Below are 20,145 nucleotides of genomic sequence, written 5' to 3' on the forward strand. Positions count from 1 at the left end.
ACCCGCGGCGCACTGACCACCTTCTCCATCGCCAACGACGTCGCCAAATACTTCGCGATCATCCCCGCCATGTTCACCGTGGCCTTCCCGGGGCTGAACCAGCTCAATGTGATGAAGCTGCACAGCCCGACCTCGGCGATCTCCTCCGCGATCATCTTCAACGCGCTGATCATCATCGCGCTGATCCCGCTGGCGCTGCGCGGCGTGCGCTACCGCCCCGCCTCGGCGGCGCAGCTGCTCAACCGCAACATTTGGGTGTACGGACTCGGCGGTCTGGTACTGCCCTTCGCCGGCATCAAAGTCATCGACCTGATCATCCAGTTCATCCCGGGACTGAGCTGACGGAAGAGGAAGGCGACCCACCATGCTCAACGCCCTTCCGGCGATGGTCCGCACGCTGCTGGCCGCCCTGCGGATACTGGTGGTGCTCACGGTGATCACCGGCGTCGGCTATCCGCTCCTCGTCACGGGCATCGCGCAGGCCGCTTTCAGCCACAAGGCCAACGGTTCCGACGTCGAGCGGAACGGCCGGGTCGTCGGCTCCAGCCTGCTGGGCCAGAACTTCGACCTGCCGAAGAAAGACCCGGACAACGCCGACGAGGCGCCCCGGCCGGACCCGAGGTTCTTCCAGCCGCGCCCGTCGGCCGGATCGTACGACCCGCTCGCCTCCGGGGCCTCCAACCTCGGCCCGAACAACCCCGACCTGATCGCGTCGATCCGGCAGCGCCAGGCCGCGATCGCCGCCTTCGACGGGGTCAGCCCGAACAGCGTGCCGCCCGACGCGGTGACCGCCTCCGGCTCGGGGCTCGACCCCGACATCTCCCCGGCCTACGCCCACGAGCAGATCGCCCGGGTCGCCAGGGCCCGGGGCCTGCCCGCCGCGACCGTCCGCAGACTGGTGACCGAGAACACCCACGGCCGGGTGCTCGGCTTCCTCGGCCAGAAGCACGTCAATGTGCTGAAACTCAACCTGGCGCTGACCCGGGTCACGTGAGCGGACCCGCGTACCGGGCGAAGGGCCCGGTACGCGGTGGCGGCGGCTACGGGGTGACGCCGGTGGTCTCCTCGGCGGCGATCCGGACGGAGTCGGCCGCGCTGCGGGCCCGCGCGGCAGGGGACGCGGGCTGCCCGCAGAAGACGGGGTCGAGAGCCAGGCGCTCGGCGGTGAACACCGCGTTGTTGTTGGAGGCGTTGGCCGAGACCGTCAGCTGCCGGGAGCCGTCCTTCGTGGTGTACGAGTACGTCTGGTAGCCCTCGACGATGCCGTCGTGGCCGTACACCTGGGTGCCGCAGGACAGGGTGTACTGGCGCATGCCGAGTCCGTAGGCGGACGTGGAGTCGACCGGCTGGACGGCTTCCATCTCCGCGAGCTGCGCCGGGGGCAGCAGCCGGCCGGCGGTCAGGCCCCGCCAGTAGGCGTTGAGGTCGGCGGTGCTGGAGATGGCCGCGCCGGCCGTCCAGATCCAGGAACCGGTCTGGGCGGTCGCGTCGGACAGCGGCTTGGAGCGGTCGTCCTCGGTGAGGTAGCCGACGGCGTGCGGGCCGCCGATTCCGGTCTTGGGCACGATGAAGCGGGTGTGGGTCAGGCCGAGCGGGGCCAGCACGCGCTCCTGGAGCACCTGCTGGTACGGCTTGCCGGTGAGGTGCTCGACCAGGATGCCGAGCACGACGAAGTTGGTGTTGGAGTAGCCGTACTGGCTGCCCGGGGTGAACTGCGAGCCGTGCGAGAGGGCGTCGGCCACCAGGTCGGCCGGGTCGTAGGTGGCGTACCGGAACTGCTGGTAGCCCGTGACGGTGTCGCCCACCAGGATGCCGGGGAGGTCGTTGGTGTAGTCGTACAGGCCGCTGGTGTGGTTGAGCAGTTCCCGCACGGTGATCGGCGAGTCGGCCGGGAGCACACCGGTGGGGAGGTAGCCGGCGGCCGGGGCGTCGAGGGTGAGCTGGTGGCGCGCCTCCAGCTGGAGGACCAGGACGGCGGTGAGGTTCTTGGTGATGCTGCCGACCCGGAACTGCCCCCGCTGGTCGACCGGGGTGCCGGCCGCCAGATCGCCGGTACCGACGCCGACCGATCCGCCATGGCCGGCGCGGTCGCTCACCAGGGCGAAGGCGCCCGGCGATCCGGCCGTCAGCACGCCGTTCAGCGCTTGCCGCAGCCCGGGCAGGTCGGGCGCCGGCGCGGTGGCGGCCGGGGCCGCGCTCGCGGTACCCGCCGTCAGGGCGGCGGAGGCGAGGGCGACCAGCGCGGCCGTCACGGCCAGGGCGCGGGAGTTGATGCTGCTACGACGCGAACGCACGGTGGGACTCCAGTTCTGTCTTGCCGCGGGTGCGCCGGTTGTGACAGCACCCGCGGCTAACGACTTCGCCGGGTCCCCCGTGGTTCCGTCAAGATCCCATCCGGGCGCGGGAGTTACTTCGACGCGACCCGCACCACGGACTTGCCCGCCCGCGGGGAGGTCTGCTCGGCGATCATCCGCGGCACGTCCTGGAAGTCGTACACCGCGCCCACCGGGGTGGTGATCGCTCCCTGGCCCGCCAGTTCGGCCAGCCGGGCCCACACCGCGGCCTCCGCCTCCGGCCCGCCGGGGATCGCGAGCACACCCACCGCCGTGTAGTTGCGCAGCAGCAGGTCCATCGCGTCGAGCGCGAGCGGAGCGCCGCTCGCGAGTCCGACCAGGGCGATCCGCCCGTTGCGGGCGATGCTCCTGACCGCGGTGGCCGCCGTGTCGCCGCCCACCGGGTCGTAGACGAGGTCGACGCCGCGGCCGCCGGTGATCTCGGCGATCCGCGCGGTCAGGTCCTCGGTGCGGTGGTTCAGCACGTGGTCGGCGCCGTACCGGGTGCACAGCTCCAGCTTCTGCGGGCTTCCCGCGACCGCGATCACCGTCGCGCCCAGGGCCTTGCCGAGCTGGAGGGCGGTGGCGCCGCTGCTGCCCGCGGCGCCCAAGACCAGCAGCGTCTGCCCGGCCTCGACCGGGGCGCGCTCGACGAGGCCCGCGTACGCGGTACGGAAGCCGATCGGGAAGCCGCCCGCCTGCTCGTCCGTCATACCGGCCGGGATGCGGATGGCCGAGCCTTCGCGCAGGTAGGCGTACTCGGCGTACCCGCCCCAGCCCTCCAGGAAGTCGGTGATCCCGGTGATCTGCTCGCCGACCGTGAACCGCGAGCCCGGCGGCACGGCGACGACCTCTCCCGCGGCCTCCTCGCCGAGACCGAAGGGCGGGTCACCGAGCAGCGGGAACTGACCGGCGGTCATCATCACGTCCGGGTAGCCGGCGCCGGCGGTCCGCACCCGGATCAGCACCTGACCGGGCGACGGCTCGGCCCAGGTCATCTCCTGGAGCTCGATCACCTCCGCCGGGTCGCCGAATCCCACCAGGCGCCACGCACGACCAGAAAACATCTCGTCCCTCTTCAGCTCACTCGCCTCAGTCCTCGAACACGGCGCGCCGCACACGTCGGCGCCGCCGCTGCCGACGCTACGGTCGAGCGGTGGGCGAGGCCATGATCAGGCGTCTACGGAACTTGCGCCATCGTCTGCGGCCTCCGCGGGGTCCGGGGCGGGTGCGGCAGGAAGGTCCCGGGGAGCGGCGCCGACCCCGGCGGCGGCGCGGCCGACAGCGGGTCGGCCCGGTAGCGGCCGGGGGACACCCCGGTGATCCGCTTGAAGGCGGCGCTGAAGGCGGCCTCCGAGGAATACCCCCACTCGGCGGCGACCGACGCGACCGTACGGTCGCCGCCGAGCAGCTCCCGGGCCGCGGTGTGGATCCGCCACCGCTGGAGGTAGTCCAGCGGCGGCAGGCCCACCAGCTGCTTGAACCGCGCCGCGAAGGCGGCCCGGGACATCCCGACCGCCTCGCCCAGCGCCGCGACCGTCCAGCGCCCGGCCGGCTCCTGGTGCATCAGCAGCAGCGCGGCGCCGATCTGCTCGTCGCTCAGCGCGCCCAGCCAGCCGCGCAGCGGCACACCGCCCGGCTGCTGCTCCACCACCGCCCGCATCGCCTGGATGAACAGCATCTCGGTGAGCCGCCCGACCATCACCGGCATGCCCAGCCGGCTCGCGCCCACCTCGTCCAGGCACAGCCGCAGCAGCGGCTGGATGGCCCGGGCCGGACCGGTGCCGGCCCGGATCGCGGTGAGCGCGGGCAGCCCTTCCAGCAGCCGGGCGACGGTGGCGTCGAGGAAGTGGACACTGCCGCCGATGATCAGGGTGCGCTCCGCGCCGTCCGCTCCGGGGCCGTCGGGGAGCCGGACGATCCGGGTCGGGGACGCCATGAACACCGCTTCGCCCTCGATCAGCGGCGAGCCCGGTTCGTCGGAGATCTCGATCGTGTCGTGGGTGGCCAGCAGGAAGCAGTCGCCCGTCGCCAGTCGCAGCGGGGGACCGCCGTTCGCGCCGATGCAGCACGAGCCGCTGAGCACCACGCCGATCTTGACGTGCTCGTGCACGCCGAGGCGCAGTCCCCAGTGGCCCGAGGCGTCGAGCCCGGACAAGGACCCGGTGCGGATGTTCAGCGACGCGAAGACGTCCGACAGCGGGTCGAGCACTGGTTCCATGCCTGTGAACGGTAATCGCGTCGTGTGAGCGAGGCGAACGGCGCCGGGTCGGCCCGCCCGCCCGGTCCAGGGGAAGCGCCGGCCCGGGAATCCCGGGGAATCCGGAACTGCCCTGTTGCCAGCCGACGTTCAGCGGTGGAAGAGTTCGCGGTCGCGGTTTATGAGAGCGCACTTTCATATAGGAGCAACGATGGAGATCGGTCTGCACATCTCGGACTTCACCTATCCGAGCGGACCCGGCGGCCTCGCCGACGACCTCATACGGGTCGCGGTGGCCGCCGAGGACGCCGGATTCGCCCGGGTCAGCGTCATGGACCATGTCTGGCAGATCGGCGTGGTGGGCCCGCCGGAGCACGAGATGCTGGAGGCCTACACCACGCTCGGCTACCTCGCCGCCCGCACCTCGCGCGTCCAGCTGCTGGCCTGGGTCACCGCGGTCAGCTACCGGCAGCCGGGCATGCTCGCCAAGCTGGTGAGCACCCTGGACGTGCTGTCCAAGGGCCGTGCCTGGCTCGGCATCGGGGCGGCCTGGAACGGCGAGGAGGCCGAAGGGCTGGGACTGCCCTTCCCGAGCACCGCCGAGCGGTTCGAACGGCTGGAGGAGACCCTGCAGATCTGTCTGCGGATGTGGAGCGAGGACGAGAGCCCGTACGAGGGCCGGCACTACCGGCTGGCGCGCACGCTGAACGTTCCGCAGCCGATCCGGCGCCCGCCGATACTCATCGGCGGCGGCGGGGAGAAGAAGACCCTGCGCCTGGTCGCCCGCTACGCGCAGGCGTGCAATCTCTTTGTCAGCCCGGAGCTGGAGCACAAGCTCGACGTCCTGCGCGCCCACTGCGAGGCCGAGGGCCGCGACTACGACGACATAGAGAAGACGGTCATGCTCCCCCTCGACCCAGGTGAGAAGGGGGAGAAGATCGACGAGCTGCTGGAGCGGCTGCGCTCGCTGGCCGCGCTCGGCTTCACCGAGGCGCACGGATCGGTGCCGAAGGTCTGGGACACCGAGCGGCTCGCACTGATCGGCAGGGAGATCGTGCCGGTGGCCGCCGGGTTCTGACCAGCGGTCCGGGTCCGCCGCCGCGGCCGGGTCCGACCCGCCGGCCGGCCGCGGCGGCCCCTCCCTTCCGGTCTCGCCTTCCCCGGTCCGCAGACCGGGGAGTGGTCAGCGCGTCGGCGCCGGACGCAGCTCGGCGACGACTTCCTCGTCGGTGATCTGCGGGAAGTCGTCGTACCAGAGCCCTACGGCCTGGAAGAGTTCGGGCCGCATCAGGCAGACAATCGTGTCCGCCTCCTCGCTCAGCGCGGCGAGGGACTGCGGCGCGCCGACGGGTACGGCGAGCACCAGCCGGGCCGGGCGCTCCCGGCGGAGGTTGCGCAGCGCGGCCCGGGCGGTGGCGCCGGTCGCCAGGCCGTCGTCCACCAGCACGACGGAGCGGCCCTCGGTCTTCGGCGCCGGCCGGCCGGCGCGGTAGCTGTCCTCGCGGCGGTGGAGTTCGGCCCGTTCACGCGCCACCTGCGGGCCGAGCCGTTCCTCGGACACGCCGAGCGCGGTGAGAGCCCGCGCGTCGTAGACGGGTTCGTCCTCCCCGGCGATGGCGCCGACGCCGTACTCCGGGCGGCCGGGAAGGGCGATCTTGCGGGCGACCACGATGTCGAGCGGGGCGCGCAGCGCCCGCGCCACTTCCAGTGCCACCGGGACCCCGCCGCGGGGCAGCGCCAGCACGAGCGGGTCGGGCAGTCCGCCGGCCCGCTGCATGGCGGCCAGCGGCTCGGAGAGTTCGCGCCCCGCGGTGACGCGGTCGGCGAAACGCATAGGGCGACTCCTTTCGCCGGACTACGTCCCAGTTTAATCGAACGTGCGCACGGGCTGGAGGTGCGTCAGCACCCCCGGACGCGGGGAGACCGTGCCGGGGTGCGGCGGGCGCGAGATCGGGCCTCACCCGTGTCCGTACCGCTTGCGACCCGGAGCGGATCATGAGGCGATCGGTAGGCGACATGGTCGACAGGGAGGAGCCCGCCATGGCCACCGCTCCGCTCCACGGTCCCGTCCCGCCCGGCCTCGGGCCCGAGCCCGAGCCCGGTCCCGACCCGCTGCCCGGCCCTGAGCCCGGCCCCTCGCCGCCGGCCGAACCCGACCCGGTCCCGCCCGGGCCGCCCGTGCCGCCGGGGCCCGTCCCGGACCCGCCGCCCCCTCCGCCGCCGGGCCCCGAGCCCTTCCCGGAGCCGGGGCCGCTGCCGGAGCCGGCGTCGTAGCCCGGCGCGGGCGGCGCCGTCCTCAGTCGAGGTGGAACACCTCCTCGGCCGGCGCCCACCACTCCCCGTCGGCCGCGCTCGCCAGCGGCTGCTGGCAGGGGTCGGTCAGGCGCCACCACTCCCGGCTGGCCGGGTCGGCGGCGATGGCCGCGGTGTCGGCGGCGTAGTCGTCCCCGCTGTACTCCAGACAGCTGAACAGCAGCCCGTCCCGCAGGAAGATCGAGTAGTTGCCGATGTGCGCGCGCCGGAGCGCCTCCAGTACGTCGGGCGGCACGGCGGCGTGCAGCCGGCGGTACTCCTGCTCGCGTTCCGGCCGGAGCCGGACCACGGCGGCGAAACGGCGCACCGTACTCATCGGATCGTGTCCATCGTGGTGCTCCATCGGCTCGTGATCTGCTCGTCGGGTCCTGGCCGCGGCCGACCGATCATATTCATCCATGGTTGACGGTGGTCGGCGGGCCGGAAGGACCATAGACATCCGATGCCTTCGTGCGCAATGAATCGGCGCTGATGTGCCCGGTATGAGCGGGAATGAAGCGGTCTGACAAGTGTTCTTGGCGGATGTTCATCCGAGGTCTTCCGTTTGCTTAACGCCGATGTCATAGTGACCGCGCAAATGAATGTGATTCATCGAGTCCAGGAGGTCATGTTCCGGTGCCAGGTCAACGCAAGCCCCCGACCGGAGACGGTGACGGGGGGGCCGGGCGCTACCGGCCGGGTTACGAGCTGGTCGCCGAACAGCTGCTCGGCTACATCGCCGAGCAGGGGCTGCGGCCCGGCGACCGGCTGCCGACCGAGGCGGGTCTGGCCGAGGTGCTCGGCGCCACCCGCAATGTGACCCGGGAGGCGGTGAAGGTGCTGGCCGCGATCGGGCGGCTGAGCGTCCGCCGCGGGGCCGGCATCTTCGTCGCCGAGTCACCCGGCGGGCTCGCCGACGACCAGCTCGCGCACTTCCAGCCGACCAGCATGGAGCACGTCCTGATGCTCCTGGACTACCGCACGGTGATCGAGTCGGAGACCGCCCGGCGGGCGGCCACCCAGGCCACTCCGATCGAGGTCCGCGCCGTACGGGAGAGCGCGGACGGCTCGCTGGAGGCCGGTCGCGCGGCCGACGCCGACGCGTTCGCGACCGCGGACGCGCTGTTCCACGACGCGGTGGGAGTCGCCGCGCACAACGTCTTCCTGCGATCGAGCGTCGGCAACGTCAGGCGTTTAGCCGCACAGTCGGACGTGCTGCTCTTCCACGGCGACGCCCCCGGCTCCCTGGAGGTGGCCGGCCGCCAGCACGTGGCCATCGCCGAGGCGGTCGCCGCCGGGGACCCGGATCGCGCCGCCGGGCTGATGGCCGAACACATCGCCACCACCCGGCAGCAGTTCGAGCGCAAGATCCGCGACCGCCTGTTCAACATCACCGACCGGACCGCCGGGCCGCCCGCGACGCGGCCCCCGGCGCAGCAGCCGGCGGCGACCGCACAGACATCCCCGCCGGAGACGTCCGCCTCCTGACCGGCGCCGCCCCGGCGGGGACCACGGGGAAATGAGCCGTCCATTGCCAGGGCGGTCCGGCTGAGCCGGGCCGCCCGTCCACCCTCCCATAAGGCGATTGGATTTCCGTGTCGATACCCTCAGCTCGTCGTCGCACTCCAGTGCGAAGAAGCGTGCTGGCCGTGCTCGCACTGGCCGCCGCCGCGCTGCCGTTCAGCGCCGCCCGGGCCGAAGCGGCACCGGCGACCCCGCCGGCCGCCCTGAGCGTCTATGTGTCACCGCAGTCCGGCAGCGACACCGCCGCGGGCAGCGCCGCGCACCCCTTCAAGACCCTGCAGCACGCCCGGGACTACGTCCGGACCGTCAACCACGGCGACCGGGACATCCATGTCGAGCTGCTGTCCGGCACCTACCAGCTGGCCGGCACCTTCACCCTGACCGGCCAGGACTCGGGCCGCGACGGCCACCGGGTGGTGTACGAGGCCGCGCCCGGCGCGCATCCGGTGATCAGCGGCGGCAGCCAGGTCACCGGCTGGACCCTCGCCGACCCGGCGCACAACGTCTACAAGGCGCATGTCGGCTCCATCGACACCCGGCAGCTCTATGTCAACGGCGAGCTGGAGACGCGGGCCCGCGGCGCGGACAATCCGCCCGGCTTCACCAAGACCGCGACCGGCTACACCTTCACCGACACCAGCCTGGACGCCTACCAGCGCCCATCGGACCTCGAAGTCGTCAGCCGCTGGGGCTGGATGATGTACCGCTGCCCGGTGCAGTCGATCTCCGGCAGCACGATGACGATGCGGCAGCCGTGCTTCCACAACGCCAACCTCCACCAGGGCCAGGAGATCCAGAACCCGACCTGGCTGGAGAACGCCCGCGAACTGCTGGACTCCCCGGGCGAGTGGTATCTCGACAAGGGCCGCGGCGACCTCTACTACATGCCGAAGGCCGGCCAGGATCTGCGCACCGCCACCGTGACCGTGCCCCGGGTCCAGGACCTGGTGGACCTCAACGGCACCCTCGCCGATCCGGTCGCCGACGTCTCCTTCCAGGGCATCACCTTCTCCTACTCCACCTGGCTCGCGCCCAGTTCCGCCGACGGCGTGGTCGAGGGCCAGGCCGGCTTCCGCATCGTCGGCGGGAACAACCCCGACTTCGACTCCACCCGGCTGAACTGGGTCAAGACCCCCGGCGCTGTCAACGTCGGCTACGGGCGGGGAATCGCCTTCCAGGACAACACCTTCACCCACCTCGGCGCGGTCGGCCTGAATCTGAACACCGGCACCCAGGGCACCGTGATCAAGGGCAACGTCTTCAAGGAGATCGCCGCCACCGGCATCCAGATCGGCGGTGTCGAGGTCATCGACGCGCACCCCGACGACCCCCGGTCGATCACCAAGGACAACACGGTGACCGACAACGTCGTCACCGATGTGGCCGACCAGTACAACGGCTCGCTGGGCATCCTGGCCGGCTACACCGACCACACGGTGATCACCCACAACAAGGTCTACGACCTGCCCTACAGCGGCATCTCCGTCGGCTGGGGCTGGGGACTGACCGACCAGGGCGGTGACACCAACTACCCGGGCAACTCCGGCGTCCCGATCTGGGACACGCCCACCACCAGCCGCGACAACGTGGTGAGCGACAACGAGATCAGCGACATCATGAAGCACCAGGCCGACGGCGGCGCGATCTACACGCTCAGCGCCAACCCCGGCGGCATGGTCTCCGGCAACTACATCAGGTCCGTCCCCTCACAGGCCTACGGCGCCATCTACCAGGACGAGGGCAGCCGTTACTGGCACACCACCCAGAACGCGCTGTGCGACGTGTCCTACCAGTGGCTGCTGCTCAACCACGGCATGGACATCACCGCCGACGACAACTTCACCACCCAGCCCGCCTACAGCGCGCAGTTCAACAGCACCGGCGACAGCGTCACCGGCAATACGACGGTGGCCGGCTGCGCCCAGCTGCCCGCGTCCATCGTGGACGACGCCGGACTCGAACCCGCCTACCGGCACCTGGACCCCGACCCGGCGAGCACCGACCAGCAGGCCCCGACCGCTCCCGGACAGCCGACCGCCGTGGCCGACTTCCCGACCGTCGCCGACCTCAGCTGGCCGGCCGCGACCGACGGCACGGGAGTCACCGGCTACGCGGTCCGCCGCGACGGCGTGCTCGTCAGCGCCTCCACCGGCACCTCCGTCCGGATCCCCGGTCTGACCGCCGGGGCGACCTACCGGTTCACCGTCACCGCCCGGGACGCGGCCGGCAACGAGTCGCAGCCCAGCCGGCCGGTCACCGTGACCATGCCGGGCGGCACCGACCTGGCGCTGGGCAAGCCGGTCACGGTGTCCTCGTACTCCGACCCCAACACGCCCGGTCTGGCGGTGGACGGTGATCTGTCGACCCGCTGGGCGCAGGGTCTCGGGCTGCCCGACCCGTCCTGGATCCAGGTCGACCTCGGCGCGCAGTACGACGTGAGCGGCGCGATCACCACCTTCGAGAAGGCAAGCGGCTACCGCTACCGCATCGACGTCTCGCCGGACGAGGCGCACTGGACCACCCTGGACGACCACACCGGGGCCGACACCACCGAGGCGACCAGCTACTCGCCCGCCACCGGCCCGACCACCGGCCGCTATCTGCGGCTGACCGTCACCGGCTCCAGCTTCAACGGCGGCAGCGTCTACGAACTCCAGGTCTACGGAACAGCGCTGCCCCCCAGCACCGACCACACCGCGCCGGCCGCCCCCGGGCAGCCCACCGCGACCCCGCTGCTGCCCGGCGCGCTCGACCTCAGCTGGCCGGCCGCCACCGACGACACCGGCGTGACCAGCTACGCCGTCCTCCAGGACGGCAACCGCGTCGCGGTCACCGACCGGACGCAGCTGCGGATCACCGGGCTGACCCCCGGCTCCCCGTACTCCTTCACCGTGGTGGCCCGCGACGCGGCGCTCAACGCCTCGCCGGCCTCCCCCGCCGCCACCCTCACCATGCCCGCCGACCACGACCTGGCGCTGGGCAAGCCGGTCACGGTGTCCTCGTACTCCGATCCGAACACGCCCGGTCTGGCGGTGGACGGTGATCTGTCGACCCGCTGGGCGCAGGGTCTCGGGCTGCCCGACCCGTCCTGGATCCAGGTCGACCTGGGCGCTGTCACCCAGGTCTCCAGTGTGGTCACCACCTTCGAGAAGCCCAGCGGCTACACCTACCGGCTGGAGTACTCGGCCGACGGCGCCACCTGGTCCACCCTCGACGACCACACCGCCCAGTCCACCGCCGCCGCCGCGAACTACTCCATCCCGCCGGCCCCCGTCCCGGCCCGCTATCTGCGGCTGACCGTCACCGGCTCCAGCTTCAACGGCGGCAGCGTCTACGAACTCCAGGCGTACGGCGGCTTCTGACCCCCTATCCCCGCCCCCGACCCGCCCCCAACCCGCTGCCGACCCCCGCCGCCGCGGCAGCGGCTCACAGAAACAGAAAGCAAGGATGAAGATCACTCATGTCGAAGTCCACCGGATCGACGTTCCGCCGGCCGATCCGCCCTTCCGCTGGCGGGAGGGGCTGAGCGGCAGCGCTCCGGCGGGCGACGGCGCGGTCCTGCGGATCGGCACCGACGAAGGCGCCGAGGGGGTGGCGCTGTTCGCCCGGCCGGGAGCGGCCGCCACCCTGCGGGACCTGGTGGACCGGGTCTTCCGCGAGGAACTCGTCGGCCAGGACCCCTTCCGGCGCGAATGGATCTGGCACCGGGTGTGGGAGCTGGACCGCATCCACGAACTCCCGCTGCCCACCCTCGGCCTCATCGACACCGCGCTGTGGGACCTGGCCGGACGGGTCGGCGACCAGCCGGTCTGGCAACTGCTCGGCGGCTTCCGCGACTCCATCCCCGCCTACGCCTCCACCTCCACCTTCGCCAGCACCGAGGAGTTCCTGCACGTCGCCGACCAGTGCCTCGAACTCGGCTACCGCGGCATCAAACTCCACGCCTGGGGCGACGCCCGGCGCGACGCCGCCCTGTGCCGGGCGCTGCGCGAGCACGTCGGCCCCGACATACCGCTGATGTACGACGGCTCGGCCGGCTTCGACCTGCCGGACGCGATCCACCTCGGCAAGGCCCTCGCCGAGGCGGACTACCTCTGGTACGAGGAGCCGATGCGCGAGTTCAGCGTGACGGCCTACCGCCGGCTCGCCGAGCACGTCGCCGTACCGCTGCTGGTCGCCGAGACCTCGGACGGCGCCCATATGAACTCCGCCGACTTCATCCAGGCCGGCGCCGCGACCTTCGGCGTACGCACCGGCACCACGCTGCGCGGCGGGATCACCGGCGCGATGCGCACCGCCCACCTGGCCGACGCCTTCCGGCTGCGCGCCGAGGTGCACGGCTCGGACATCCCCAACCACCACCTGTGCATGGCCATTTCCAACACCACCTACTACGAGTCGCTGGTCACCGCCACGACGGTGGTGCGCGAGCGCCATGTGGACGACCAGGGACTCGTGCACGCCCCCACCGGACCGGGCATCGCCCTCCCGCTCGACTACGGCTACGGACCCGAACTCCAGCGCTTCGTCGAACAGCCCCGCTGAACGTGAGACGAACGTGAGAAGCGAAGAACAGAAAGGCAAGACGATGAGGTCTTCCGGATCTCCGAGAACCGGCCTGCGCCGCACCGCCGTCCAGGCCGGCGCCGCCCTGCTGGCGCTGGCCGCGGCGACCGTGCTGGCCGGCTGCGCCAGTGCCGACCCCGGCAAGGACACCGCCTCCCCGGCGGGTGGGACCGCCTTCAAGCCGGTCACCCAGAAGGAGGGCTCCCCGATCACGGTCTGGGCGGACTCCACCCGGCTGCCGGCCGTGCAGGCGTACCAGAAGTCGCACCCGGACGTGAAGATGAAGATCGTCACATACGACGGCGGCGCCGACGGGTCGACCTATCTGCAGACGAAGGTGCGGCTGTTCGACCGTACCGGCAACGGCTGGCCCGACGTCGTCTTCGGCACCCCGACCGATGTCACCTGGGCATCGGCGGCCACCAAGCCGGGCGCGGTGCCGTTCGCCGCGCCCCTCGACCAGGGCCTGGTGCCGCAGAGCACCCTGGACGGCTTCGCCAAGGGCTCGCTGACGCCCTGCCAGTTCGACGGGCACACCTACTGCCTGCGCAACGACATAGCCCAGGTCGTGCTCTGGTACAACAAGGCGCTGATGGACCAGTGGGGCTACCAGGTCCCGACCACCTGGGCGCAGTACGAGGCGCTCGGCGAGAAGGTGGCCAAGGAGCACCCCGGCTACCTGGTCGGCTCGGTGGGCGACACCAACTCCCAGGAGTCCTACCTGTGGTCCAGCCAGTGCCCGGCGTTCAGCCTGGTGAAGGCGGACACCCTGCGGGTGGCGCTGCAGGACCCGAAGTGCACCCGGATGACGACGCTGCTCGACAAGCTGATCGCGGCCAAGGCGGTCAGCACCCAGGGCTTCTTCAGCCAGGGCTTCGCCAAGAGCAGCGGGTCCAAGGTGCTGATGGCCTACGGCCCCTCCTGGTACGGCCAGTACCTGTTCAAGGCCGCGTTCAACACCCCGGCCAAGCAGATGGCCGCCGCCGCGCCGCTGACCTGGCCCGGTGAGACCACCGCCTCGACCGGGAACGTCGGCGGCGGCGTCTGGATGGTCTCCGCGCACAGCGCCGACCTGAAGGCGTCCACCGACCTGGTCAGCTGGCTGACCACCTCGAACGACAACCAGGCGTCGGCGCCCACCTACCCCGCCTACACCCCGGCCGCCACCGCGTGGCTGGCCAACCCCGCCAACCGCGACTACTTCGCCACCGACGTCAGCGGCCCCTTCCAGCAGGCGGCCGGCGAGGTGTGGACCGGCTGGTCGAACACCAAGTTCTCCGACGCCACCGCCTGGTCCAGCGTCGTGCTGCCCGCACTGACCGCGGGCAAGACCCTCACCCAGACCCTGCCCGCCTGGCAGAGCGCGATCAGCGACGAGGCCAAGGCCGACGGATACCAGGTGACCAACAAGTGACCCTGCTGGCCACCCCGCGCGTCACCGTCCCCGCCCCCCGCCGCCGCACCGCGCGGCGGCGGGGGGCGGGCGGGGCCGCCGGCTACCTGTTCGCGGCCGGCTACACCCTGCTGCTGCTCGCCTTCGGCGTCTTTCCCACCTGCTACGCCTTCTACCTGGCCTTCACCAACGAGGCGGGCAGCTTCACCGGGCTCAACCAGTTCACCAAGGTCGCCCGCGACTACCGCTTCGGACCGGCCTTCGCCCATGTCGCGATCTACCTGGTGATGTGGCTGGTGGTCCTCGTCGTCCTGACCGTGCTGGTGGCGGTCGTGCTGCGCAGCCGGGTGTCGGCGGGCGTCTCGGCGCTGCTGCGGTTCCTCTACTACATCCCCGGCGCGCTGGCCGGGGTCGCCTCCGTGCTGGTCTGGCTCTTCATGCTCGACCCGGACGTCAGCCCGGTCTCCTGGCTGCTCACCTCACTCGGGCTCGACAGCTTCGCCGCGGTGCTGGCCCCGGGAAACCTGCCGGTGATCTTCCTGCTGATCGCCTTCTGGACCGGCGCCGGCGGATGGATGGTGGTGATGTACGGGGCGCTGAACAACATTCCCGACGAAGTGCTCGAAGCGGCCCGGATGGACGGCGCGGGGCCCTGGCGGACCGCCTGGCACATCCAGATCCCGATGATCCGGCAGTGGATCGCCTATATGACCATCCTGGCCTTCGCGGGCGGCACCCAGCTCTTCATCGAGCCGCAACTGCTGCAGACCGCCAGCCTCGGCCGGGTCAGTCCCGCCTGGTCGCCCAATCAGCTCGCCTACGTCTACGCCTTCCAGCAGGGCGACTTCAACGGAGCCGCCGCGATCTCCGTCTTCCTGCTCGCCTTCGGCCTGCTGTGCGCCGGCCTGCTGGTGTCCCGCTCGAACATGTTCACGTTGGATGAGAAATGACTCGAAGCACCGCGCTCTCCCGCGCGCCGGGCCGGCGCGCCACTCCGTCCCGGGCCGTCTCGGCCGCGATCGTCGCCCTGCTGCTGGCCGTCCTGCTGGTCTTCTTCGTGCTCCCGGTGATCTGGCTGCTGCTGGCGCCGTCGAAGACCGCCAACCAGATCGTGCACGACAACCCGCTGTCCTTCGGCTCCTTCGGGCAGATCGGCGCGGCCTGGCGGCACCTGTTCTCCTTCCAGAACGGCGCGGTGCTGGAGTGGCTGCGCAACTCGGCGGTCTACTCGGGGGGTTCGCTGATCCTGACGCTGCTCACCAGCGTCCCGGCCGGCTACGCGCTGGCGCTGACGAGATTCCGCGGCCGCAAGACCCTGCTGATCACCACCCTGGTCACCATGATCATGCCGTCGGCGACCCTGGTGCTGCCGGTCTTCCTGGAACTCAACCGCTTCCATCTGATCGGCACCGTCTGGTCGGTGATCCTGCCGTTCTCGTTCTATCCGTTCGGGGTGTACCTGGTGTACATCTACTTCGCCACCAGCCTGCCCCGCGACCTGCTGGCGGCGGCCCGTATCGACGGGTGCTCCGAGTGGCAGCTGTTCACCCGGATCGCGCTCCCGCTGGCCAGACCCGTGGTCGGACTGGTGGCCTTCTTCAGCTTCGTCGGCAACTGGAACAACTTCTTCCTGCCGTATCTCGTCCTGCCCAACAGCGACCAGTTCCCGATCCAGGTCGGCCTCAATCAGCTGCTGTCCTCCACCCCGTCCTTCAACCCGGTGGCCGGCGCCGGCCTGAACATCACCATCCCCGAGCTGTCGCTGGCGATCATCGTCGCCATCCTGCCGGTGCTGGTGCTCTTCCTCTTCTCCCAGCGCACCCTGGTCTCCGGCATGCTCGCCGGAGCCACCAAGGAGTGAGTTCCGGCGTTTGTCCGCGCGGGGCCGGCGTGATGGATACTGCACAGGGAAGGGCAGTCGGGCCGGCTCCGCGTCGGCCACGAACCACCAGGTCAGGGGAGGCGTCGTATGGTGTGGTACGCCCGCTTGGCCGTCCGCCGCCCCGAGGGCGACAGATTTCTGCTCCGGCGCAGGCCCCCGCCCCCGATCGACCTGTCGTTCGGTGATCCGCGGCTCGCGGAGATACGGGCGGCGGCCCTGGTGGGCGGCGCCGGGAAGTGGCCGGTGATCCGCGGGCAGCTGGCCGCCGCGCGGGAGGGGGAGGATCTGACCTTCCTGGCCGAGGGCCTGCGGAACGTCGCGGGGATCGAGCGGTGGATCGGCGAGGTGATCGCCGCCGGGCCCGGCGAGCCGGCCGACCCGCTGGCGCTGCTGGTCGCCGGCGCCCGGCAGGTCGGCTGGGCCTGGCACGCCCGGGGCCGGTTCCAGGCCGTGTCCGAGCCGCAGCGCGCACTCTTCCGCGGCCGGCTGGAGACCGCCCAGGAACACCTGTTCGAGGCAGCTGAGCGTGAGCCGTCCTGGGCGGCGCCCTGGTACTTCCTGCAGATCTGCGCTCGCGGCCTCCAGTCCGGCCCCGAGGTCGCCGAGCGCCGGTTCGAGGCGACCTGCCGCCAGGCCCCCGGCCACGCCGCCGCGCATCGCGAGTACCTGCGGCAGCTCTCCCGGCAGCCGGGCGGCTCACCCGAGCGGACGCACGCCTTCGCCCGCGCCGCGATGCTCGCCGCCCCCAAGGGCAGCCGGCTGGGTGAACTCGTCGCCGTCGCCCACCTGGAGGAGTGGCTGCACCTCGGCGGCGATCCCGAATCCCTCTATCTGGGCAGCCCCCAGGTGCTCGGCGCCCTGCACGAGGCCGCCGATCGCTCGGTCCACCACCCGGACTTCGTCCGCCAGCGGGACTGGACCCTCGCTTTCAACACCTTCGCGATGGCGTTCGCGCTGGCCGGCGACCACCGCGCCGCCCGCCCGCTCTTCCGGGCGCTCGGCAGCAGGGCGACCGAGGACCCCTGGCGGCACCTCGACGCCCGATCCCCGCTGGTGCCCTTCCTGGCCTGGCGCGCCCGCGTCGGCCGCTGACCGTGCCGCTCGGACGCCGCTCGGGTACCGGCCGGACGCCGGTCAGATCCCGTCCGCCGGACCGGGCCGCAGGACCGAGGCCAGCTGGCGCCGCGAGGTGATGCCGAGCTTCCGGAACACCTTGTTGAGGTGGTATTCGACCGTGGAGACGGTGACGAAGAGCCGGGTGGCGATCTCGGCGTTGGTCGCACCGCCCGCCGCGAGAGCGGCCACCTGCCCCTCCTGAGGAGTGAGGTCCCGGTCGGCCACGGCGGTCCGCCTGCGCGCGTGCTCGCCGGTGGCCAGCAGCTCCAGACGGGCGCGTTCGGCGAAGGCGACGGCGCCCATGTCGGTGAACATCCCGTACGCGGCCCGCAGCGGTACCCGGGCGTCGCTGCGGCGCCGGCGCCGCCGCAGCCACTCGCCGTGCAGCAGGTGGGTGCGGGCGAGTTCGGTGACGATCCGGGTCTTGCCGAGGTGCTCGGCGGCCTCCTCGTAGAGATCACCGGCCCGGTCGTCGTCGGCCGTCAGCGCCCGGCACCGGGCCAGCACACCCAGCGCCCACGGCGTCCCGCTCAGCGGCGCGCGCTCCTCGACGCGGCGCAGGGCGGCCGAGGCCGCGGCGTGGTCACCGGCGCGGACGGCGGCCTCGACCAGGTCCGGCAGCAGCCGGTTGCCCTGCCCCGGCACATCCGCGGCGAAGCCGCGAAGGGCCCAGGACAGCGCCTCGCGGTAGCGGCCGGCCCCCAGCTCCAGGATGGTCAGCGAATAGTGGGCGTGGCTGGCCATCACCGCGTGGCCGAACCGCTCGGCCCATTCGCGCATCGCGATCCCGGCGGCCTCCCGCGTCTGCGCCTCACGGCCCTGCCAGGCCAGCAGCTCCACCCGGTGCGACGAGCCCTGCGCGGGCATCCCGATCGCCCGGCCTATCTCGGCGGCCTCCCCGAAGTAGGCTTCCGCGCTGGTGAAACGGCCCGCCCACACCTCGGAGGCGGCCAGCGCGTAGAGCGTCACATTGAGGGCGTGCAGCGCGCCCTGGTCGCGGCTGAACGAGGAGATCCGCTCCGGCACCTCCCAGCAGCCGGCGTCGTCCCAGAGATCCTCGGCGGCGACATAGCTCAGCAGCGCCATCGGCAGGCCCGACTGCCCCAGGTCACTGGAGCGCAGCGCCTCCACCGCGGTCCGCAGCTTCGGGACGGCCGGCGCGTAGCCTTCCGCGATACGGGTGGTGTACGCGGCCACCAGCAGGTCGGGGACCGACGCGGGCAGCGAGCGGTTCCAGGGCATGGCGCGCACCGTGCGGGCCAGCTCGTCGAGCGTCACGCCCACGGTGTACTCGCGGGTCAGCATCGCCGCCACCATCGCCTCGAACACCATGTCGCGGGCCAGCCGTTCGTCCCACGGCGCGACCTCCACGGCGGCCGGTATCAGCAGGGACGGCGTGGTGGTGGCCCGCCCGAGGACCCACGCCAGCGCCGCGCGCAGCCGCTGGGCCGCGGCGCGCGTCACCGGTGTGCCGGACACCGGCCCAGCCTGGTCGAGCACGGTGCGGGCCATGGCCGCGTCACCGATGACGAGGTGGGCCTGGGCGGCGGCGAGGAAGCGCTTGGCCCGGTCCTGCGGATCGGGGGTGAGTTCGGCGGCGCGGGCGAGGAAGATGGCCTGCGCCGCGTAGCCGCCGCGGTTCCTGGCGCGCTCGGCCGCCTGCTCCAGTTCTCCCGCGACCTCCTCGTCGAGACCGACCGCGGCCTCCGCCAGGTGCCAGGCCCGGCGGTCGGGGGCGGTGTCCCGATCGGTCCCGGCGGCCAGTGCCCCGTGCACCCGGCGCAGCTCGGCCGGCCGGGCTCCCGCGTGGACCGCCGAGCGGATCAGCGGATGGCGGAAGGCGGGATGGCGCTGCCGCGACAGGACTCCGTGCTCCACCGCCGGATCCATCGCGTCGGCGGACAGACCGAGCAGGGCCGCCGCCCGCCAGAGCACGGCGGGATCGTCCTGCGGCGCGGCCGACAGGACCAGCAGCAGCGACCGGGTCGCCTCCGGCAGGGCCAGCACCCGGCGCAGGAAGTGCGCCTCCAGCAGACGGCTCACCGGCAGCGGCTGCGGCAGCGGTGCCACACCGGCCAGTTGGCGTCCCGCCAGCTCGTCGGCCAGCTCGATCAGCGCCAGCGGATTGCCCCCGGTGTCCGCGACGACCCGCCCGGCCACCGCGGGGTCCAGGCGCCCGGCGACGCTCGCGGCGAGCAGCGCCCTGGCGTCGTCGTCGGCCAGGCCGGTCAGCCGGCGCACGGGCAGCCCCGCGAACGGACCGAGGCCGGCCTCGCCCTCCCGCCCGGTGACCACCAGCCCGACACCATCGGCGAACAGCCGCCGTCCGAGGAACGCCAGCGCGTGCGCCGACTCGCCGTCCACCCACTGCACATCGTCCACCAGGCACAGCAGCGGCGCGGGGGAGTCGACGTCGGCGAGCAGCGTAAGGGTGGCCAGGCCGACCAGATAGCGGTCCGAGGCCGGACCGTCGGCCAGCCCGAACGCCGACCGCAGCGCGTCCCGCTGCGGCCCCGGCAGCCGGTCCAGCCGCGGCAGGAAAGGCCGCAGCAGCCGGTGCAGGGCGGCGAAGCCGAGACGCGCCTCCGATTCGACCCCGGACAGCCGCAGCACCCGCAGGTCGGCTCCGGTCTCGCCCGCGTAGTCCAGCAGCCGGGTCTTGCCGATGCCCGCCTCGCCGACGAGCACCAGGACACCGCTCAGGCCGTCCCGGACCTTGTCGAGTACGTCGTCCAGCAGCCGCTGCTCCTCGGACCGTCCCAGCAGCGGACGCGGCACGGCGGCGCGCCGCCCGCTCGTCACCCCGTCGTCGGCCGGGGCCAGCAGCTTCTCCATGGGG

At 72.1% G+C, this 20,145-nt stretch carries 15 protein-coding genes and 1 pseudogene; 10 read left to right on the forward strand and 6 right to left on the reverse strand.

The window, feature by feature from the left end:
* A pseudogene (locus ACFO3J_RS08710) lies at nt 1–342 on the forward strand (potassium-transporting ATPase subunit B); the annotation flags it as partial.
* 22 nt (nt 343–364) lie between these two features.
* Nucleotides 365–994, forward strand: coding sequence for a potassium-transporting ATPase subunit KdpC (gene kdpC / locus ACFO3J_RS08715; protein ID WP_386427825.1), 630 nt, complete (start codon nt 365–367; stop codon nt 992–994).
* A 46-nt stretch (nt 995–1,040) separates the two neighbouring features.
* Here the strand turns inward: kdpC and ACFO3J_RS08720 are convergent, their stop codons facing one another.
* The 3 genes from ACFO3J_RS08720 to ACFO3J_RS08730 all read right to left on the reverse strand — a co-directional run bounded on the left by ACFO3J_RS08720 (nt 1,041) and on the right by ACFO3J_RS08730 (nt 4,554).
* Nucleotides 1,041–2,294, reverse strand: coding sequence for a serine hydrolase domain-containing protein (locus tag ACFO3J_RS08720; RefSeq protein WP_386427827.1), 1,254 nt, complete (start codon nt 2,292–2,294; stop codon nt 1,041–1,043).
* 113 nt (nt 2,295–2,407) lie between these two features.
* Nucleotides 2,408–3,400 carry an NADPH:quinone oxidoreductase family protein gene (locus ACFO3J_RS08725; RefSeq protein WP_386427828.1) on the reverse strand — a complete coding sequence of 331 codons (993 nt, stop codon included), beginning with the start codon at nt 3,398–3,400 and terminating at the stop codon, nt 2,408–2,410.
* 113 nt (nt 3,401–3,513) lie between these two features.
* Nucleotides 3,514–4,554, reverse strand: coding sequence for a helix-turn-helix transcriptional regulator (locus ACFO3J_RS08730; protein WP_386427830.1), 1,041 nt, complete (start codon nt 4,552–4,554; stop codon nt 3,514–3,516).
* 190 nt (nt 4,555–4,744) lie between these two features.
* Here ACFO3J_RS08730 and ACFO3J_RS08735 point away from each other — a divergent pair, with 190 nt between their 5' ends.
* The gene (locus tag ACFO3J_RS08735; RefSeq protein ID WP_386427832.1) at nt 4,745–5,611 is read left to right on the forward strand and encodes an LLM class F420-dependent oxidoreductase; all 867 of its coding nucleotides are present in this window, start codon (nt 4,745–4,747) and stop codon (nt 5,609–5,611) included.
* A 105-nt stretch (nt 5,612–5,716) separates the two neighbouring features.
* On the opposite strand, the gene ACFO3J_RS08740 is transcribed toward ACFO3J_RS08735, so the two are convergent.
* Together ACFO3J_RS08740 and ACFO3J_RS08745 are read right to left on the reverse strand one after the other, a co-directional pair.
* Complete coding sequence (locus ACFO3J_RS08740) at nt 5,717–6,367, reverse strand: phosphoribosyltransferase (RefSeq protein WP_386427833.1); 651 nt, start codon at nt 6,365–6,367, stop codon at nt 5,717–5,719.
* Nucleotides 6,368–6,829: 462 nt separating this feature from the next.
* Nucleotides 6,830–7,162: an L-rhamnose mutarotase gene (locus tag ACFO3J_RS08745; RefSeq protein ID WP_386427835.1), complete on the reverse strand. Its 333-nt coding sequence runs from the start codon at nt 7,160–7,162 to the stop codon at nt 6,830–6,832.
* A 299-nt stretch (nt 7,163–7,461) separates the two neighbouring features.
* Between ACFO3J_RS08745 and ACFO3J_RS08750 the strand changes: the two genes are divergently transcribed.
* The 7 genes from ACFO3J_RS08750 (at nt 7,462) to ACFO3J_RS08780 (ending at nt 17,282) form a co-directional block, all read left to right on the forward strand.
* Complete coding sequence (locus ACFO3J_RS08750) at nt 7,462–8,313, forward strand: FadR/GntR family transcriptional regulator (protein WP_386427837.1); 852 nt, start codon at nt 7,462–7,464, stop codon at nt 8,311–8,313.
* 170 nt (nt 8,314–8,483) lie between these two features.
* Nucleotides 8,484–11,711: a discoidin domain-containing protein gene (locus ACFO3J_RS08755; RefSeq protein WP_386428281.1), complete on the forward strand. Its 3,228-nt coding sequence runs from the start codon at nt 8,484–8,486 to the stop codon at nt 11,709–11,711.
* Nucleotides 11,712–11,796: 85 nt separating this feature from the next.
* A complete protein-coding gene (locus ACFO3J_RS08760) occupies nt 11,797–12,894 on the forward strand; it encodes an enolase C-terminal domain-like protein (RefSeq protein ID WP_386427839.1) in 1,098 nt (365 codons plus the stop codon).
* Nucleotides 12,895–12,937: 43 nt separating this feature from the next.
* Complete coding sequence (locus tag ACFO3J_RS08765; RefSeq protein ID WP_386427840.1) at nt 12,938–14,329, forward strand: ABC transporter substrate-binding protein; 1,392 nt, start codon at nt 12,938–12,940, stop codon at nt 14,327–14,329.
* On the forward strand, nt 14,326–15,258 hold the full coding sequence (locus tag ACFO3J_RS08770) for a carbohydrate ABC transporter permease (protein WP_386427841.1): 933 nt from the start codon (nt 14,326–14,328) through the stop codon (nt 15,256–15,258). Before ACFO3J_RS08765 ends, ACFO3J_RS08770 begins: the two co-directional genes overlap by 4 nt.
* Complete coding sequence (locus ACFO3J_RS08775) at nt 15,255–16,169, forward strand: carbohydrate ABC transporter permease (protein WP_386427843.1); 915 nt, start codon at nt 15,255–15,257, stop codon at nt 16,167–16,169. The genes ACFO3J_RS08770 and ACFO3J_RS08775 overlap by 4 nt, the downstream gene beginning before the upstream one ends.
* A gap of 108 nt (nt 16,170–16,277) precedes the next feature.
* A complete protein-coding gene (locus tag ACFO3J_RS08780; protein WP_386427844.1) occupies nt 16,278–17,282 on the forward strand; it encodes a hypothetical protein in 1,005 nt (334 codons plus the stop codon).
* A gap of 42 nt (nt 17,283–17,324) precedes the next feature.
* On the opposite strand, the gene ACFO3J_RS08785 is transcribed toward ACFO3J_RS08780, so the two are convergent.
* Nucleotides 17,325–20,141, reverse strand: coding sequence for a helix-turn-helix transcriptional regulator (locus tag ACFO3J_RS08785; protein ID WP_386427846.1), 2,817 nt, complete (start codon nt 20,139–20,141; stop codon nt 17,325–17,327).
* Nucleotides 20,142–20,145: the final 4 nt, after the last annotated feature.

This window comes from Streptomyces polygonati (genome assembly GCF_042650325.1).
In the GTDB taxonomy this organism is placed as follows: domain Bacteria; phylum Actinomycetota; class Actinomycetes; order Streptomycetales; family Streptomycetaceae; genus Actinacidiphila; species Actinacidiphila polygonati.

Coding starts and splice junctions, on each gene's coding strand:
- kdpC (WP_386427825.1), top strand. CDS start 365: ATGCTCAACGCCCTTCCGGCGATGGTCCGCACGCTGCTGGCCGCCCTG.
- ACFO3J_RS08725 (WP_386427828.1), bottom strand. CDS start 3,400: ATGTTTTCTGGTCGTGCGTGGCGCCTGGTGGGATTCGGCGACCCGGCG.
- ACFO3J_RS08730 (WP_386427830.1), bottom strand. CDS start 4,554: ATGGAACCAGTGCTCGACCCGCTGTCGGACGTCTTCGCGTCGCTGAAC.
- ACFO3J_RS08735 (WP_386427832.1), top strand. CDS start 4,745: ATGGAGATCGGTCTGCACATCTCGGACTTCACCTATCCGAGCGGACCC.
- ACFO3J_RS08740 (WP_386427833.1), bottom strand. CDS start 6,367: ATGCGTTTCGCCGACCGCGTCACCGCGGGGCGCGAACTCTCCGAGCCG.
- ACFO3J_RS08745 (WP_386427835.1), bottom strand. CDS start 7,162: ATGAGTACGGTGCGCCGTTTCGCCGCCGTGGTCCGGCTCCGGCCGGAA.
- ACFO3J_RS08760 (WP_386427839.1), top strand. CDS start 11,797: ATGAAGATCACTCATGTCGAAGTCCACCGGATCGACGTTCCGCCGGCC.
- ACFO3J_RS08765 (WP_386427840.1), top strand. CDS start 12,938: ATGAGGTCTTCCGGATCTCCGAGAACCGGCCTGCGCCGCACCGCCGTC.
- ACFO3J_RS08775 (WP_386427843.1), top strand. CDS start 15,255: ATGACTCGAAGCACCGCGCTCTCCCGCGCGCCGGGCCGGCGCGCCACT.
- ACFO3J_RS08780 (WP_386427844.1), top strand. CDS start 16,278: ATGGTGTGGTACGCCCGCTTGGCCGTCCGCCGCCCCGAGGGCGACAGA.
- ACFO3J_RS08785 (WP_386427846.1), bottom strand. CDS start 20,141: ATGGAGAAGCTGCTGGCCCCGGCCGACGACGGGGTGACGAGCGGGCGG.